Source organism: Nonomuraea sp. B5E05, from assembly GCF_039880665.1.
Classification (GTDB): domain Bacteria; phylum Actinomycetota; class Actinomycetes; order Streptosporangiales; family Streptosporangiaceae; genus Nonomuraea.
Genome location: NZ_JBDPMJ010000023.1, coordinates 1 through 13798 on the forward strand (window position 1 = coordinate 1; position 13798 = coordinate 13798).

Consider the following 13798-nt stretch of genomic DNA (forward strand, 5'->3'; position numbering starts at 1 on the left):
CTCGACCCCTGGCGAATCGGCGCGATCACCCGGGCGGCCCTCGTCCTCCTCCGTCTCGAACACGGACGCCACACCTAACCGAAGATGTGATCACACAAGGTCGTGATCCGTTACGCGGAAAGGCTCATTGGACATGCCTCCCGGTGCGTGAGGGTCTCAACCTACGCTCGGCACTCCTGCCCGTACAGACTCTGTCCGTCTGCTTCGGTTCTCCGGCCTCGATCTTTCGTGGTCTCGGCATAGTCGGTTGGACGATCCGACTGGAGGCTGTGCCGGCGACCTACACGCGCACCCACGGCGTGCGTTACTTCCACGGTTGCTACTCACCCGGCGACGACATCTTGTGGGGGTCCCCCGACGCGGCAAAGGCGGCGCCAACACCCTGGCCGCCTTGAAGTCCATCCGTGCCACCCGCCCGGACGGTGCCCCGATCCACGTCATCTTGGACAACCTGTCGGCCAACAAGACACCGGCGATCCGCGCCTGGGCGGCCAAGAACAAGGTCGAGTTGTGCTTCACCCCGACCCACGCCTCCCGGGCCAACCCGATCGAGTCGCAGTTCGGACCCCTGCGCACCTTCCTGATCGCCGGCTCCGACCACCCCAACCACACGGTCTTGGCTCGTGAGCTCCAGGCTTATCTGCGCTGGCGCAACGCCAACGCCCGCCACTCCGACATACTCGCCGCCCAACGCCGTGAGCGTGCCTGCATCCGCAGCGAACGCCAGCAGCGTTGGGGCCGACCCCACCCAAGAGTCGCGTGATCAAACCCGGTAAACGTTCGTAGTCACCCCACTAGACGCGCACGCCGCGGGCGACGAACGGGTCGAACGACACCATGTCGTCCACGACCAGGCCACCTTGAGGTGTCCCGCCTGGAATTGCGGAACTGCGCAGGACGTCCTGGCCCGAGCCGCCGACCCAGAAGCACGTCCCGTCGAACTCGAAGGCGACCGGCACCACGTCCGGCTGATCGTCGCGCGACGGGGTCGCGAGCCGGGCGAGCGACTGGGACCGCGGGGTGGTCACCGGAGATTCGGCCATCTTCGACGCGAAGCAAGGTCATCGGTAGCGGGCCACGACTACCATGGCCGCCATGGTGGGCGAGCGGAGGTGGCGGGCCCGGCTGTTATGGCTGTCCATGGTGCTCGCGCCGGTCGTGGTGTCGGTGGCCGCCAACCAGGTGCTCAACGACGGTGTGTGGAGCGCCCCTTGGACCGCCGGGACCATCGTGGCGGCGGTGCTGGCCGGCCTCGTCGCCGAACGGGCCGGGCGCGTGCTCGCCCCCGCCCCCGGGACCGTCACCGAGACGATGCGGGAGCTCGCCCAGTTGGTCCACGACCGGTGGAGCGACGAGGTGGTGACGCGTTCCCTGGGCGATCCGCCCATCCCGGTCTCCTGGCACATGACCCGCCGGACCAAACTCATGGATCACCCGCATCTGATCGCCGACCGCGAGCCGGCGGTGTCGGGCCGTTCGGACGACGTCGAGGCGCTCGCCGTCGCCTTCCGCGCGCTGCGCCGGCGCCGCCTGGTCATCACCGGAGGCCCGGGCACGGGCAAGACGACCCTGGCCATCCAGTTGATGCTGGAACTGATCCGCACGCGTGCCGACGACGACCCGGTCCCGGTGCTCCTGCCCGTCGCCGACTGGGACATCGAGGCCCACCCGCGCTTCCAGGACTGGGTGGCCGAGCGCGTGCGCACCGACTACGCCGCCCTGCGCACGCCGGGCAGGCGGCAGGACGGCGCCGACGTCCTGGCGGCCCGTGGCTCGATCCTGGCCGTTCTGGACGGCCTCGACGAGTTGCCCGAGCCCGCCCGCGCCAAGGTGATCGAGAAACTGTCCGAAACGCTCATGGAACGCGATCAGGTGATCATCACGTCGCGTACCACCGAATACGGAAACGCGGTCACCGCCGCGCGGCGCCCGCTCAAGGCCACCGCCGTCATCGCGCCCAAGGCGCTGCACCCCGACATCGTGGCGGACTTCCTGAGCGCCCATCTGCCCGCGCTGTCCTCGTCCCCGGAGTGGACCGAGGTCCTGCGCGCCCTCAGGGAGGGCGCCGCGCCGGCGCTGGCCGAGGTCACCTCCACCGCCCTGGGGCTGTGGCTGGTCCGGGCCGTCTACATCGACCAGCCAAGTGCCGACCCGGCTCCGTTGGTCACCGAGTACGCCGACGACGTGCCGGCCCTGCGCGCTCACCTGCTCGACAATCTCCTCAGCGCGCTGCTGAACGCCCGCGCCACGATCAGGCCCGCGACCTGGGACCCGGCCGGCCTCACCGCATGGACGAAACGGCTGGCACGCCTGCAGGCCGAATCCGGCGGGCATGACCTGGCCTGGTGGCGGCTGACCGACCAGGCGCTGCCCGCCTCCCGGGGGCGGCGCGCGCTCGCCCGTACCTGGATCGGCTGGTTGAGCGGTCTGGCGTTCGCGCTCCCCGCCGCGTTGACCGCCACGCTGACCTATGGGCCGGTCTTCGGCTCCGCCTTCGGCATCTGCTTCGGCCTGTCCGCGGTGCAGGCCGCCCGCACCCCCGACTTCGCTCCGCTGCGCGTACGGCAACGGCTGCGGGACTTCACCCGCGGCCTGCTGTCCGACATGGGAACGATGGCCATCATCATGCCGGCCGGCGTCGGCCTGCCGTTCGTGGCCTACTCCCTCGTGGCGTACGGCTGGAAGATGGGCCTGGCCGCCCTGTTCTCGGCGCTCGGCCTCGGCTGGGTGAGCGTGCGGGTCCTGCAGCAGCGGGACGAGAAGCCCGCCCAGGCGGACGAGAACCGGCTCCCCCCGTTCACCGCCGCCCTCACCCCGCAGTCCACCTGGCGGGTCAACCGAAGCCTCGTGGGCGTGCACCTGATGAACGCGCTGCTCCTCGGAGCGATCGTCGGCTTCGCCGTGGATTTCATGAACGAGGCGTCCATCGTGCCGCCCTCCTCGTCCGCGTCCGTGCACGCGGGGATGGGCATCGTCTTCGGCATCGCGTTCGGCCTGGTGAACAAACGCCAGCACATGTGGCTGATGTCCACCATCGCCCTGGCCCACCTCGGGCCCTCGGGCCGGCTGCCGTTCCGCTTGATGCGCTTCCTGCATGATCTGCACCAGCTGGGCGTCCTGCGGACTGTCGGGCCCTTCTACCAGTTCCGCCACTCCGAACTGCAGGCTCATCTGGCCGCTGACCCGGCACAGGGGTGACCGCTCGCCGGGTTTCGTGACTCCGCGACCGCCGGGGGTAGCGGGCGTTCTTCCCCACCCCGACGTCGCCGGAGAACGCCTCGGCCAAGGCCAGGTGAGCCGCCGGGCCGGAGCTGCCGACGATCACAGGTAGGAGGGCCCGGTGACCCGGTGCCGGAACGTCCACCACACCCATGCCTGCGCCGCCACGAGCAGCGGCATCATGGTGAGCACGACCGGCACCAGCACCACGCCCGCGCTGCCCGGATCCAGCGGGAGCCGCAGCCCGGCCAGCACCCCGACCGTGACCAGCGTCGCCGAGGTCAGCGCGTACGTGCGCGCCTCCCCGGCTCCGCCGGACAGCACGGCCGCCCGCGCCCGCAGCTCGCCGCGGAGCCGCAGCGACGCGAAGGCCATGCCGTGCGTGCCGAACAATGCGGCCACCACCAGCGCCGGCAGCAGCGCGAACGGCCCGGTGATGCCGAGCAGCACGTGCCCGAGCAGCAGGCCCCAGCTCAGCGCCAGCCCCCAGCTGCCGGCCACGATCGCGCCGTCCCAGAACGCCTGCCAGCGCGCCCCCGGCACGCGCCCCCGCAGCCACAGGCCCATGTCGCGGACCACCCACGCCAGCAGCAGCACCACGACCACCGTGTGGTTCCCGCTCAGCAGCTCGCCCTCCAACTCGGGGAAGAGCCCCGCGAGCACGCCCGCCGTGGCCACCAGCCACACCTCGTTGCCGAGGAAGAACGGCGCGATCGCGGCGATCACCTCGCGCCGTTCCGCGGCGGACCTGCCCAGGTACGGCAGCGCCATGCCGACCCCGATGTCGGCGCCGGCCAGCACCAGGTAGCCCAGCGCGAAGAAGGCCAGGATGAAGATCTCCATGACGGCTCCTCAGAAGGTAGGGGCGGGAACGGGCGCCTCGATCGGGCGGTCTCCGAGCAGCACGGCGTCGGGCCCGCGCCGGGCGTGCCGCGCCAGCAGCCAGTAGTTGACGGCGATCAGCACGGCGAACACCGTGAGGAAGGCGATCACGGAGAACCGCATCTGCCCTGCCGACACCGGGGACATCGCCTCCGACGTCCGCAGCAGCCCGTACACCGTCCACGGCTGGCGGCCGAACTCGCGGAAGGCCCAGCCGGCGAGCATGGCCAGGAACGGGACGGGGATCATCAGCGTCATCAGCCAGTGCCAGAGCGTGAACCCGCGTACGACCGGACGGAAGAGCATCAGCAGGCAGCTCAGCCCCGCGAAGAACATCATCAGCGCGAACAGCAACATCATCGTCGTGCCGCTCGTCTGCACCCACTCCACCGGAGGCAGATAGTCGCCGGGCCCGTGCGCGGCCACCATCTCCGCCTGGACCTCGGCGAGGCGTTCGGCGTCGCCCGACCAGGCCGCCAGCTTGGTCGGCTGCATCGTCTCGAACCCGAGCCCGCCGAACGTCGCGGTGACGAAGACGGCCGGCAGCGCCACCCCCATCCCGATCCGCAGCGACTTGCGGAAGACGTCCTGCTCGACGGTGCGCCTGCGCAGGTGGTACGCGCTCACCCCGGCCATGAAGAACCCGCCGACGACCATCCCGGCGCTGACGACGTGCCAGAACGCCACCTGCGCCGCCGGGTTTGCCACCATCGCCCCGAAGTCCGCCAGCCGCATCCTGCCGCCCTCCAGCACGTGGCCCACCGGGTTCTGCAGGAAACCGTTCGCCACCATGATCCAGAAGGCCGACGCGTACGCGGTCAGCGTCACGACCCAGATCAGCGCCAGGTGCGCCCACCGGTTCAGCTTGTTCCAGCCGAAGATCCACAAACCCAGGAACGTGGACTCGATGAAGAACGCCACCAGCGTCTCGATCGCCAGCGCCGAGCCGAACACGTCACCCGCGTACTCCGTGAGCCCGCTCCACGACAGCCCGAGCTGGAACTCCATCACCAGGCCGGTGACGATGCCCATCGCGTAGTTGATGATGTAGAGCTGGCCCCAGAACCGCGTCATCCGCAGGTGCACGGGGCTGTTGCCGAAGGTGGCCCGCGTCTGGACGACCGCCAGCAGGGTCGCCAGGCCGAGCGTCAGCGCCACGAAGAGGAAGTGCGCGCCCGCGGTGATCGCGAACTGCAGGCGGGCGAGGTCAACGGTGTCCATGCCGAGAGCTTGCGCGTACGGCCTGGGCGGCGGCGTCATGCTCCGGCGGGCACCTGGTTTACACCCCGGGTCGCATGAGCCCGCCGGACGTACCCCGCAGGTCGTACGTTGCTTCCAGCGTTCCGGGGTATACGGGGTGTCCCCGCAGGTCGGGGTGTTCCCGCAGGTCAGGAGGTAAGCCAGCCGGGGGTGATCATGCCGGCTTCGTACGCGATGATGACGAGCTGCGCCCTGTCGCGCACGGACAGCTTGGTCATGATGCGGCTGACGTGCGTCTTCGCCGTGGCGGGGCTGAGCACGAGCCGGGCGGCGATCTCGTCGTTGGACAGCCCGGCCGCCACCAGCGCCATGACCTCGCGCTCGCGATCGGTGAGCGCGTTGAGCTCGGGGCCGGGTTCGGGGCGCTTGACCCGGCCGGCGAACTCGGCGATCAGCCGCCGCGTGATGGACGGTGCGATCAGCGCGTCGCCCCTGGCCACGACCCGGACGGCGTGGATCAGCTCGGCCGGCTCGGTGTCCTTGACGAGGAAGCCGCTCGCGCCGGCCCGCAGCGCGCCGTAGACGTAGTCGTCCAGGTCGAACGTGGTCAGGATGATCACCTTGACGCCTTCGAGCCGGGGGTCGCCGGCGATCCGGCGGGTGGCCTCCAGGCCGTCGAGCTCGGGCATGCGGATGTCCATGAGGACCACGTCGGGCTGGAGCTCGCGGGCGCCCTGGACGGCCGCCGTGCCGTTGGGCGCCTCGCCCACGACCTCGATGTCGTCCTCGTCGCTGAGTATCGACCGGAACCCGGCGCGCACCAGGGTCTGGTCGTCGGCGAGCAGCACGCGGACCATCACAGCCCCTTCGCCGGCAGCCGGGCGAGGACGCGGAAGCCGCCTTCGGCTCGTGGCCCCGCCTCCAGGGTGCCGCCCAGCACGGCCGCGCGCTCGCGCATGCCCGTCAGGCCGAAGCCGCTGCCCCCGTCGTAGGAGGCGCCCGGCCCGTCATCCTCCACGCAGATCTCGATATTTCCGGTCCTATTGCTGATCTTCAAATTTGCCTCGTTCGTGCCTGAATGGCGGGAGACGTTCGTCAGGGCTTCCCTGACGATGCGGGCGGCGGCCAGGTCGACTTCGGTCGGGAGCGCGTCGAGCGGCCCGGACAACTCGGTGCGTACCTTCAGCCCGGACGCCTCGACCAGCGCGTCCACCCGCGCCAGGCTGTCGGCCGGCGCGGTCGGCGCGTCCTCGTCGACCTGGCGCAGCACGCCCAGGGTGGTGCGCAGCTCGCGCAGCGTCTCCTTGCTGGTTTCCTTGATCGTCCGCAGCGCCGTCTCGGCGTCCTCGGGCCGCTTCCTCAGCCCGTGCAGCGCCGCCGCGGCCTGCACGTTGATCATGGAGATGTTGTGGCCGAGCACGTCGTGCAGCTCTCTGGCGATGCGCAGGCGTTCCTCTCCCGCCCGCCGCCTGGCCTCCTCGTCCTTGCTGTGCAGGGCGTCGAGCGCGTGCCGGCGCGCCTCCATGAGGTAGGCGCGCCGGTTGCGGGTGACGCCGCCGAACGCGATGGCCGCCACCACCCATCCGGTGATCATCAGGAACGCGCTGTCGTCCACGTGCCTGACCCCGCCGGTCTCGCCGAGCCCCATGCCGAGCAGCGCCGCCGCCCCGGCGACGATGGCCGCGGTGAGATTCCCCTTGTCCGCGGCGGTGTAGAGGGCGAACAGCGGCAGCGCGATGAGCGGCCCGTCGACCGTCGCCCACGGGTAGTAGGCGCCCGTCGCCGCGATCACGATGACCAGCGCCGCGACGGGATAACGCTCCCGCAGCAGCAGGCCGGCCGAGGCGATGACCGGCAGCACGACGTCGGAAGCGTTGAGCCGGCCGGCGCCGCCCAGCGCCAGGGTGAGGACAACTCCTGCCAGCACCGCGGCGATCACGGCGAGCGACACGAGTGTGCTCTTCGACGGCCTCCGCATGGCTCCCATTCTGTACGTCCCCGTCAAAGCCGGGTAATCGCCGCCGTTCCTGTGGGTAGAGCCGGTGAATGAGCACTAAGGACGAGCTCCGGCAGGTCGAAGAGGATCTGGCCCGGTTGCGCGCCGAGAACCAGGACATCCGCGACCAGATCCGCGACATGGGCGCGACTGACCAGGTGGAGATCTCCGCCATGATCAGCCAGGCGGACGAGCAGGTCGAGCTGATCGCCGAGCTCGAACGCCGCCGCGACAGCCTGCGCGGGCGGCTGGAGGAGGGCGCGGACTGACCGGGCGCCCGCTCCGGGCGCCCGGCTTGTCATCGCAGCGCGGCCCCGACCTCGTGCAGGTGCCGAAGCGCCTGCCCGTACGACGTGACGAGCCCGGTCTGCAGGTAGTCGACGCCGATCTCCGCGCAGTACGCCTGGACGATCGGCTGCGCCCTGCGCAGGTTGGGCGCCGGCATGTTCGGGAACAGATGGTGCTCGATCTGGTAGTTGAGCTGGCCGAGCGCCACGTCGGTGAACCAGCCGCCCTTGACGTTGCGCGAGGTCAGCACCTGCTTGCGCAGGAAGTCAAGTTTGTCCTTTTTGGTCAGCACGGGCATGCCCTTGTGGTTGGGCGCGAACGAGAGGCCCAGATAGATCCCGAACAGTCCCTGGTGCACGATCAGGAACACCAGCGCCTTGCCGAGCGGCAGGACGGTGAAGACCAGGCCGAAATAGAGCACGAAGTGCACGACGATCAGGCTGAGCTCGGTCGTACGCCGCTTGGCGCCCGGCTTGAGCAGCGCCTTGACGCTGGCCACGTGCAGGTGCCAGGCCTCCAGCGTGAGCAGCGGGAAAAACCAGAAAGCCTGATATTTCGCGACCAAGCGGGGAAAGCCGCGGCTTTTGGCGACCTGGTCCTCCGACCAGACGATCACGGCGGGCGACACGTCCGGATCGTGGTCCTCGTGGTTGGGGTTGGCGTGGTGCCGGTTGTGCTTACTGGTCCACCACCCCCAGCCGAGCCCGACGCCGAGGTTGCCGATCACCAGCCCGGCGACGTCGCTCGGCCGCCGCTTCCTGAAGACCTGCCGGTGCCCGAGGTCGTGGGCGAGAAAGCCGAGTTGCGCGAAGACCACGGCCATCGCGGCCGCGACGAGAAGCTGCAACCAGGAGTCGCCCACCCAGGCGAAAAGTGCCCAGCAGCCGAGGTAGATCACGGCTGCGATGCTCATCCTGACGGCGTAATAAAGGGGTCGCCGGTCAAGGAGACCGGCGTCCATGATCCGATGGGCGAGTCGGGCGAAATCGCTGCCCCGAGTGTCGAGCGTGCCAGGACTGACCACAGGTCTCCTTACCTCGCGGTGCACGTTGCCTAAACCATCGCGCATCCGCCGCCAAACCGGAAGCGTGACGTTGCCGTAGCCTGGCGAGGTGATCTACGCCACTACGCCACTGACCCCCGCGATACGCGAAGCCGTGGCCCTGACCTGGGGTTTAACCGGCGTGGGGGAGCGGCTGCACGGTGGTGAGGAGTCCGCCGCCTACCGCCTCGACGGCCATGTGATCCGGGTCGGCCCCGCCGGGCGCGACCCCGCCGAATCCGAGTGGTGCCACACGATCGCCAGGCACGCCGCCGCCACGCTGCCGGAGGCGCTCGCCCCCGTTCCCACCCCCGACGGGACGACGGTCATCACGGTCGAGGGCCGCCCGATCTCCTGCTGGCCTCACGTCGACGGGACCTGGCCCGACTCCGGGGTGCCCGCGCATCGCGTGGCCGGCGCCCGCCTGCTGGCCCGGCTGCACCGGTCGCTGGCAGACTGCCGGCCCGGCCCTCGCCCGGTGCCCGCCTTGCAGGAGTCCGGCCTGTACGGCGACCCGCCCCATGACGCCGCCGGGCTGGACGACCCGCTGCTCGACCGATGGCTGGCCGGCTTCCACACTCGGCATCCGCTGCGCCACCCCCTGCACGGCGACTTCTACGCCGGCAACACGCTCGCCAGGGACGGCACGATCGTGGCGGTGCTCGACTGGGACGAATGCTTCGTCGGGGCACCCGAGATCGACCTGGCGGCGGCCGCGCTCGAATGGGGCGACGACCTGGCCGGGCCGAGCAAGGAGTTCGTCGACGCCTACCGCGAGGCGGGCGGCACGGCCTCCCGGCTCGACGAGGAGTCGCTGGCCCAGCTCGTCCGCCACAAATTGCGCAGGGAATACGCCTACTTCCACAAGGCCGCCCGCTCCGGGGTCGAGCACGACCAGGACGATCTCGACTACCACCACGCCAGGGTCGAGCTGTTCCACCGCCTGCGCCCCTGACAACGGCCGGCGGCGACACACAGGCGCTCCGGCAGTGATCCGGCAGTGATCCGGCAGTGATCCGGCAGTGATCTGGCAGCGCGCCCCGGCATCGTCGGCGGCATGACCCACGTACTGATCGTCGGCTCCGGGCCGACCGGACTGACCCTGGCCATCGAGCTCGCCCGCCGCGGTGTCAACCTCCGCATCGTGGAGCGCTCGCAGGAGGCTCCCGCAGGGGTCCGCGGCAAGGGCCTCCAGCCGCGCACCCTGGAGATCTTCGACGACCTCGGCGTTGTCGACGAGATCCTGGCCACCGGCGCCGAATACCCGGACCTGCGCGCCTACCGCGGCGACCAGGTGATCTGAGAGGGGCGCATGGACGAGATCCGCGCGCCGTCCGCGGGAGTGCCGTACCCCAACCTGATCATGCAGCCGCAGTGGCGGACGGAGCGCATCCTGCGCGACCGGCTGGCCGAGCTGGGCCAGCTCGTGGCGCCGCAGCCGTCCGGTGACGACCTGCCGGCGCTCGTCGCCGCGTGCGCCTCCAGCATCCGTCGAGCTGCGGTTGCAGGTCGGCCGGCCATTCCAGGGCCAGATTGCTCAGGCCGAGGGCCCGCATGAGACCGAGGATGATCAGCGGGTTCTCCTTGACGCCGTGCATCTCGCCGAGCAGCAGCAGCCCGGCCTCGTCGATCGAGCGCCTGGCCCAGTCGAGCGCGGGGATGTCGATGGCCGGCTCGTACGCGTGCGTGTCGAACTCGGTCACGGCCTCCAGCAGGCCGTCCAGCGTGTCGATGCCCGGCATGCCTCCACATTCCGCGCACCGGCCCGACCGCGCAACAGGCGGTCAGGAGAACACCTTGGCCTGTGCCCGGGTGCCGGGTGAGGTCAGGGGCAGCGGACGATCATTCCCGCATAGGACAGGTTGCCGCCGAAGCCGAACAGCAGGATCGGCGCCCCGCGGCGGACCTCGCCGCGTTCGAGGAGCTTCGACAGCGCCAGCGGTACGCTCGCGGCGGAGGTGTTGCCCGACTCCACCACGTCACGGGCGATGATCGCGTTGACCGCGCCGAGCTTCTTGGCGATGGGCTCGATGATGCGCAGGTTCGCCTGGTGGAGCACCACGGCGGCCAGTTCCTCGGGGGTCACGCCGCCGCGTTCGCACGCCTGCCGCGCGATCGCGGGGAGCCGGGTGGTGGCCCAGCGGTAGACGCTCTGGCCGTCCTGGGAGAAGCGGGTGGGCGTGCCCTCGATACGTACGGCCCTGCCGAGTTCCGGCACAGACCCCCACACGACCGGGCCGATCTCCGCCTCGGGGGCGGCGCTGACCACGGCCGCGCCCGCGCCGTCACCCGTCAGCACGCACGTGGTCCGGTCGGTCCAGTCGGTGACGGCGGTCATCTTCTCGGCACCCACGACCAGGGCGTTCGTGGCGGCGCCCGCGCGGATCGTGTGGTCGGCGACGGCCAGGGCGTGGGTGAAGCCCGAGCACGAGACGCCGACGTCCATCAGGGCAGGGGAGGGCACCCCCAGTGCGGCGGCGACGCGGGAGGCGACGTTGGGGGCGCGCTCGGTCTGCGTGCAGGTGGCGACGAGTACGAGGTCGATGTCGGACGTGTCGAGCCCGCTGCCGGCCAGGGCTTTGGCGGCGGCGTGGGCGGCGAGATCGGACACGCTCTCGTCGGGCCCGGCGACGTGCCTGGTGCGGATCCCCACCCGTTGGGTGATCCACTCGTCGTTGGTATCCACCATGGTCGCTAAATCCTCATTAGTCAGGACTTGCGCGGGCTGGTAGTGACCTGTGGCGACGAGTCGTGATCCAGTCATGGGGCGGACTATAGCTCCCGCCTCCGCGGAGCGACGCGAAGGGCTTCAACCGGGGCCCGGCTGTCGGACGGAGGCAGCGCGCATCGCGGGCCGGCTCACTGTCGACGGCCGGCCTCGGGTGGTGAACCTGCCGGACTAGTCCGCCGACAACCGGTCGAAGATCGCGAGCGCCGCCGTGCGCACCTCTGCCGGGGTGAGCCCGTCCAGTGTCTTCCTGGCGTCGGTGATGTCGCGGGTCGTGGCGAGCGTGATGGCCACGGACGAGGCGGCGGCGCGGTCGATCGATCCCGTCGGGGCGGCGTCGGCCAGCTGCTGGGCGCTCGCGGCGAGGTCGAGGTTGTCTTTCAACGGATCTCCTCGGGTGAAGGCGGCTCGGGCCATTGCATCATTTGACATCGTGCAGCATCCACCATTCGGTGAATTCCCGGCACCGCCCGTCCGGCGCGAAACGGATCACCCAGAGGTTGCTATACGTTTTATCGGCATATGTCGTGACTCCTTGGATGACGCTCACGTCGTCCGTCACGCACACCGGATGCCACTCGAACGTGGCGTCGCCCGGCTTGTCCTGCTGTGCCAGCCATCCCGAGACGATCGCGTCGCGCCCCTGCCAGGGTGAGCTGTACGGCTCGGTGTAGTAGACGGCGTCCTCGGTGAACAGCGCGGAGATGTCGCCGGGATCGTTGGAGTTCCAGGCTCGTACGTACCCCTCGATCCACGCGCGCGGCGCGACCATGTGCTATCCCCTCAACGGATCGTGACCCACGGACATGAGCTCGCGCCGCGACTCGTCGTCCGTCCGCTCACCCATCGTCTCGACCAGGTCGACGACCTGCCGCATCACGTCGAGATCGGCGCTGGTCAGGTCGCCCTTGCGCTTGCTCAGGACGTGCAGCACACCCCGGCCCAGCTCGTCGATGCCCAGGTCGGGGTCGGGCGGGAAGCCCCTCCTCGCCGGAGGCGTCGGCGAGCAGATACGCGCGCAGTTCCTCGGAGTTCATGTTGACCGTCCGGTGGAACTCTTCCCACAACATCTCGGTGTCGAAACCCTCAGTCATGGAGCCCCGCCTACCCGCGAGCCCGCGCGTTACGCTCCTGGTCAAGGCCCCTGTAAGGCGGACCGTGGCGGTGCGGTCACGCCACCCCGTCGGCGAGCTCGGCGACGGTGTCGGCCACGCGCCTCTGCCGGGTCTCCGGCTTCTTCGCGCCCTCGACGGGGAGCCGGGACCTCGAAGCCCGTGGCGGTCTTGCCGCCCAGCTCGATCGTGGTGCGAGACCTCATCACCTACAGAGAAAGGGGCAAGTCAGCGGAAGAACTCCGTCAGCACGGGCGCCAGCGCCGCCGGCTTGACGATGTGGGTCTGGCCGTCGAGCGTGCGGTGCTCGGCGCCGGGCAGCAGGCCGGCCAGCGACCTGGCGGCGTTGCGGATCCACGGCTTGCTCTTGCCACCGTCCATGACGAGCGTGGGCGCCCTGACCGCGGCCCAGCTCGACTCCGGATAGGGCTCGCCCTTCTCGTACGGCGCCACGAGCGCCACGTCGTACGGCAGCGTGTGCGCCACCGACTTGAGCGTGGACCAGGCCGGCATGAGCCGCATCATGGCCACGACCACGCCCGGCAGCCCGACGCCCGCGCGCATGAAGAAGCGCACCGCGTCGGCGCGGCGGCCGGCGGCCACCAGCTCGTTCAGCGTGCGCTCGTAGCCGGCGGGGATGGCGGGGCGGGTGTCGTCGACGATGAACGGCGGTTCGTACAGCGCCAGCCTCTCGACCGGCACCCCCGCGTCGGCGGCGGCCAGCGCGAGGGCGGCCCCTGACGACGTGCCGTACAGCCGCACCGGGCCGCCGGTTTCGGCGGCGAACGAGGCGAGTGCGGCGAGGTCCTCGATCTCGCGCTCCGTCGTGAACGGCGGGGTGTCGCCGCTTTCACCGCGCCCGCGCCTGTCGTAGGTGTAGACCGTGAAGTCCCCGGCCAGGGCGGTGGCCAGGCCGGTGTTGATGCTCTGCGCGCGGAAGCTGAGCGCGCCGTCCACGAGGATGACGGCGGGGCCCTGGCCGGCGCGGGTGTAGGCGATGGAGGTGCCGTCGGCCGAACGTACTGTGCTCATGCGTTGAACGTAGAGCCGACAAAAAATTTTGTCAAGGATGCGAGTGTATTCAGCAGCGCCACCCCGCGCTCCGTACGGACGGGATGTGCCGCGAAGGAGGGGACGGCGCGTGCCGCGGTGGGAACGCGCGGTCTGCCAGCCACGCACCTGGCGCCCGCGGCACGCGCCGCGGACCTGCGCGCACGGGGCCCGCGCAGGCCGGAAGCGCACGGGGGCCCGCGCCCGGGAGCGCGGGCCCCCGCGTCCGGATCAGGGGCGTACGGTGCGGGCGCGCCGGATCGGGGGCATGGCACTCGCGC

Annotated in this window: 16 protein-coding genes and 1 pseudogene; 5 read left to right on the forward strand and 12 right to left on the reverse strand. The window is 70.5% G+C overall.

The annotated features are described in order from the left end of the window. Window positions 1-269 precede the first annotated feature (269 nt). Window positions 270-763 (forward strand): annotated as a pseudogene (locus tag ABGB01_RS33555) (transposase); the annotation flags it as partial. 31 nt (window positions 764-794) lie between these two features. Here the strand turns inward: ABGB01_RS33555 and ABGB01_RS33560 are convergent. Further along, entirely contained in the window at window positions 795-1028 is a 234-nt protein-coding gene (locus ABGB01_RS33560) for a hypothetical protein (RefSeq protein WP_347777600.1), read from the reverse strand. 67 nt (window positions 1029-1095) lie between these two features. On the opposite strand from ABGB01_RS33560, the gene ABGB01_RS33565 reads away from it, so the two are divergent. Then, window positions 1096-3198, forward strand: coding sequence for an NACHT domain-containing protein (locus ABGB01_RS33565; RefSeq protein ID WP_347777601.1), 2103 nt, complete (start codon window positions 1096-1098; stop codon window positions 3196-3198). A 123-nt stretch (window positions 3199-3321) separates the two neighbouring features. On the opposite strand, the gene ABGB01_RS33570 is transcribed toward ABGB01_RS33565, so the two are convergent. The 4 genes from ABGB01_RS33570 to ABGB01_RS33585 form a co-directional block, all read right to left on the reverse strand. After that, window positions 3322-4062, reverse strand: coding sequence for a cytochrome d ubiquinol oxidase subunit II (locus tag ABGB01_RS33570; protein WP_347777602.1), 741 nt, complete (start codon window positions 4060-4062; stop codon window positions 3322-3324). Between the two features lie 9 nt (window positions 4063-4071). Next, complete coding sequence (locus ABGB01_RS33575) at window positions 4072-5322, reverse strand: cytochrome ubiquinol oxidase subunit I (protein WP_347777603.1); 1251 nt, start codon at window positions 5320-5322, stop codon at window positions 4072-4074. Between the two features lie 167 nt (window positions 5323-5489). Further along, window positions 5490-6158, reverse strand: a complete 669-nt coding sequence (locus ABGB01_RS33580) for a response regulator transcription factor (protein ID WP_347623630.1) — start codon at window positions 6156-6158, stop codon at window positions 5490-5492. Then, entirely contained in the window at window positions 6158-7279 is a 1122-nt protein-coding gene (locus tag ABGB01_RS33585) for a sensor histidine kinase (RefSeq protein ID WP_347777604.1), read from the reverse strand. Before ABGB01_RS33585 ends, ABGB01_RS33580 begins: the two co-directional genes overlap by 1 nt. Window positions 7280-7347: 68 nt before the next feature. On the opposite strand from ABGB01_RS33585, the gene ABGB01_RS33590 reads away from it, so the two are divergent. Next, complete coding sequence (locus ABGB01_RS33590) at window positions 7348-7566, forward strand: hypothetical protein (protein WP_347777605.1); 219 nt, start codon at window positions 7348-7350, stop codon at window positions 7564-7566. Between the two features lie 29 nt (window positions 7567-7595). Here ABGB01_RS33590 and ABGB01_RS33595 read toward each other — a convergent pair whose 3' ends face one another. Beyond that, a complete protein-coding gene (locus ABGB01_RS33595) occupies window positions 7596-8498 on the reverse strand; it encodes an acyl-CoA desaturase (protein ID WP_347777606.1) in 903 nt (300 codons plus the stop codon). Window positions 8499-8697: 199 nt separating this feature from the next. Between ABGB01_RS33595 and ABGB01_RS33600 the strand changes: the two genes are divergently transcribed. Both ABGB01_RS33600 and ABGB01_RS33605 read left to right on the forward strand, forming a co-directional pair. Further along, window positions 8698-9582, forward strand: coding sequence for a phosphotransferase (locus tag ABGB01_RS33600; protein ID WP_347777607.1), 885 nt, complete (start codon window positions 8698-8700; stop codon window positions 9580-9582). 102 nt (window positions 9583-9684) lie between these two features. Next, a complete protein-coding gene (locus ABGB01_RS33605) occupies window positions 9685-9930 on the forward strand; it encodes an FAD-dependent monooxygenase (RefSeq protein WP_347777608.1) in 246 nt (81 codons plus the stop codon). Between the two features lie 58 nt (window positions 9931-9988). On the opposite strand, the gene ABGB01_RS33610 is transcribed toward ABGB01_RS33605, so the two are convergent. The 6 genes from ABGB01_RS33610 to ABGB01_RS33635 form a co-directional block, all read right to left on the reverse strand. Beyond that, window positions 9989-10369, reverse strand: coding sequence for a hypothetical protein (locus ABGB01_RS33610; RefSeq protein WP_347777609.1), 381 nt, complete (start codon window positions 10367-10369; stop codon window positions 9989-9991). Window positions 10370-10452: 83 nt separating this feature from the next. Beyond that, complete coding sequence (locus ABGB01_RS33615) at window positions 10453-11391, reverse strand: beta-ketoacyl-ACP synthase III (RefSeq protein ID WP_347777610.1); 939 nt, start codon at window positions 11389-11391, stop codon at window positions 10453-10455. A gap of 135 nt (window positions 11392-11526) precedes the next feature. Beyond that, window positions 11527-11739, reverse strand: a complete 213-nt coding sequence (locus ABGB01_RS33620; protein WP_347623622.1) for a hypothetical protein — start codon at window positions 11737-11739, stop codon at window positions 11527-11529. 37 nt (window positions 11740-11776) lie between these two features. Next, on the reverse strand, window positions 11777-12127 hold the full coding sequence (locus ABGB01_RS33625) for a nuclear transport factor 2 family protein (protein ID WP_347777611.1): 351 nt from the start codon (window positions 12125-12127) through the stop codon (window positions 11777-11779). Window positions 12128-12130: 3 nt separating this feature from the next. Next, window positions 12131-12289 (reverse strand): DUF3140 domain-containing protein, encoded by a 159-nt coding sequence (locus tag ABGB01_RS33630; RefSeq protein WP_347777612.1) that lies wholly within the window; start codon window positions 12287-12289, stop codon window positions 12131-12133. A gap of 406 nt (window positions 12290-12695) precedes the next feature. After that, the gene (locus ABGB01_RS33635; RefSeq protein ID WP_347777613.1) at window positions 12696-13499 is read right to left on the reverse strand and encodes an alpha/beta hydrolase; all 804 of its coding nucleotides are present in this window, start codon (window positions 13497-13499) and stop codon (window positions 12696-12698) included. Window positions 13500-13798: the final 299 nt, after the last annotated feature.

What these genes read in the sequence shown, in the direction of transcription:
- ABGB01_RS33565 (WP_347777601.1), top strand. Translation starts at nt 1,096, where the DNA reads ATGGTGGGCGAGCGGAGGTGGCGGGCCCGGCTGTTATGGCTGTCCATG.
- ABGB01_RS33570 (WP_347777602.1), bottom strand. Translation starts at nt 4,062, where the DNA reads ATGGAGATCTTCATCCTGGCCTTCTTCGCGCTGGGCTACCTGGTGCTG.
- ABGB01_RS33575 (WP_347777603.1), bottom strand. Translation starts at nt 5,322, where the DNA reads ATGGACACCGTTGACCTCGCCCGCCTGCAGTTCGCGATCACCGCGGGC.
- ABGB01_RS33580 (WP_347623630.1), bottom strand. Translation starts at nt 6,158, where the DNA reads ATGGTCCGCGTGCTGCTCGCCGACGACCAGACCCTGGTGCGCGCCGGG.
- ABGB01_RS33585 (WP_347777604.1), bottom strand. Translation starts at nt 7,279, where the DNA reads ATGCGGAGGCCGTCGAAGAGCACACTCGTGTCGCTCGCCGTGATCGCC.
- ABGB01_RS33590 (WP_347777605.1), top strand. Translation starts at nt 7,348, where the DNA reads ATGAGCACTAAGGACGAGCTCCGGCAGGTCGAAGAGGATCTGGCCCGG.
- ABGB01_RS33595 (WP_347777606.1), bottom strand. Translation starts at nt 8,498, where the DNA reads ATGAGCATCGCAGCCGTGATCTACCTCGGCTGCTGGGCACTTTTCGCC.
- ABGB01_RS33605 (WP_347777608.1), top strand. Translation starts at nt 9,685, where the DNA reads ATGACCCACGTACTGATCGTCGGCTCCGGGCCGACCGGACTGACCCTG.
- ABGB01_RS33610 (WP_347777609.1), bottom strand. Translation starts at nt 10,369, where the DNA reads ATGCCGGGCATCGACACGCTGGACGGCCTGCTGGAGGCCGTGACCGAG.
- ABGB01_RS33615 (WP_347777610.1), bottom strand. Translation starts at nt 11,391, where the DNA reads ATGACTGGATCACGACTCGTCGCCACAGGTCACTACCAGCCCGCGCAA.
- ABGB01_RS33625 (WP_347777611.1), bottom strand. Translation starts at nt 12,127, where the DNA reads ATGGTCGCGCCGCGCGCGTGGATCGAGGGGTACGTACGAGCCTGGAAC.
- ABGB01_RS33635 (WP_347777613.1), bottom strand. Translation starts at nt 13,499, where the DNA reads ATGAGCACAGTACGTTCGGCCGACGGCACCTCCATCGCCTACACCCGC.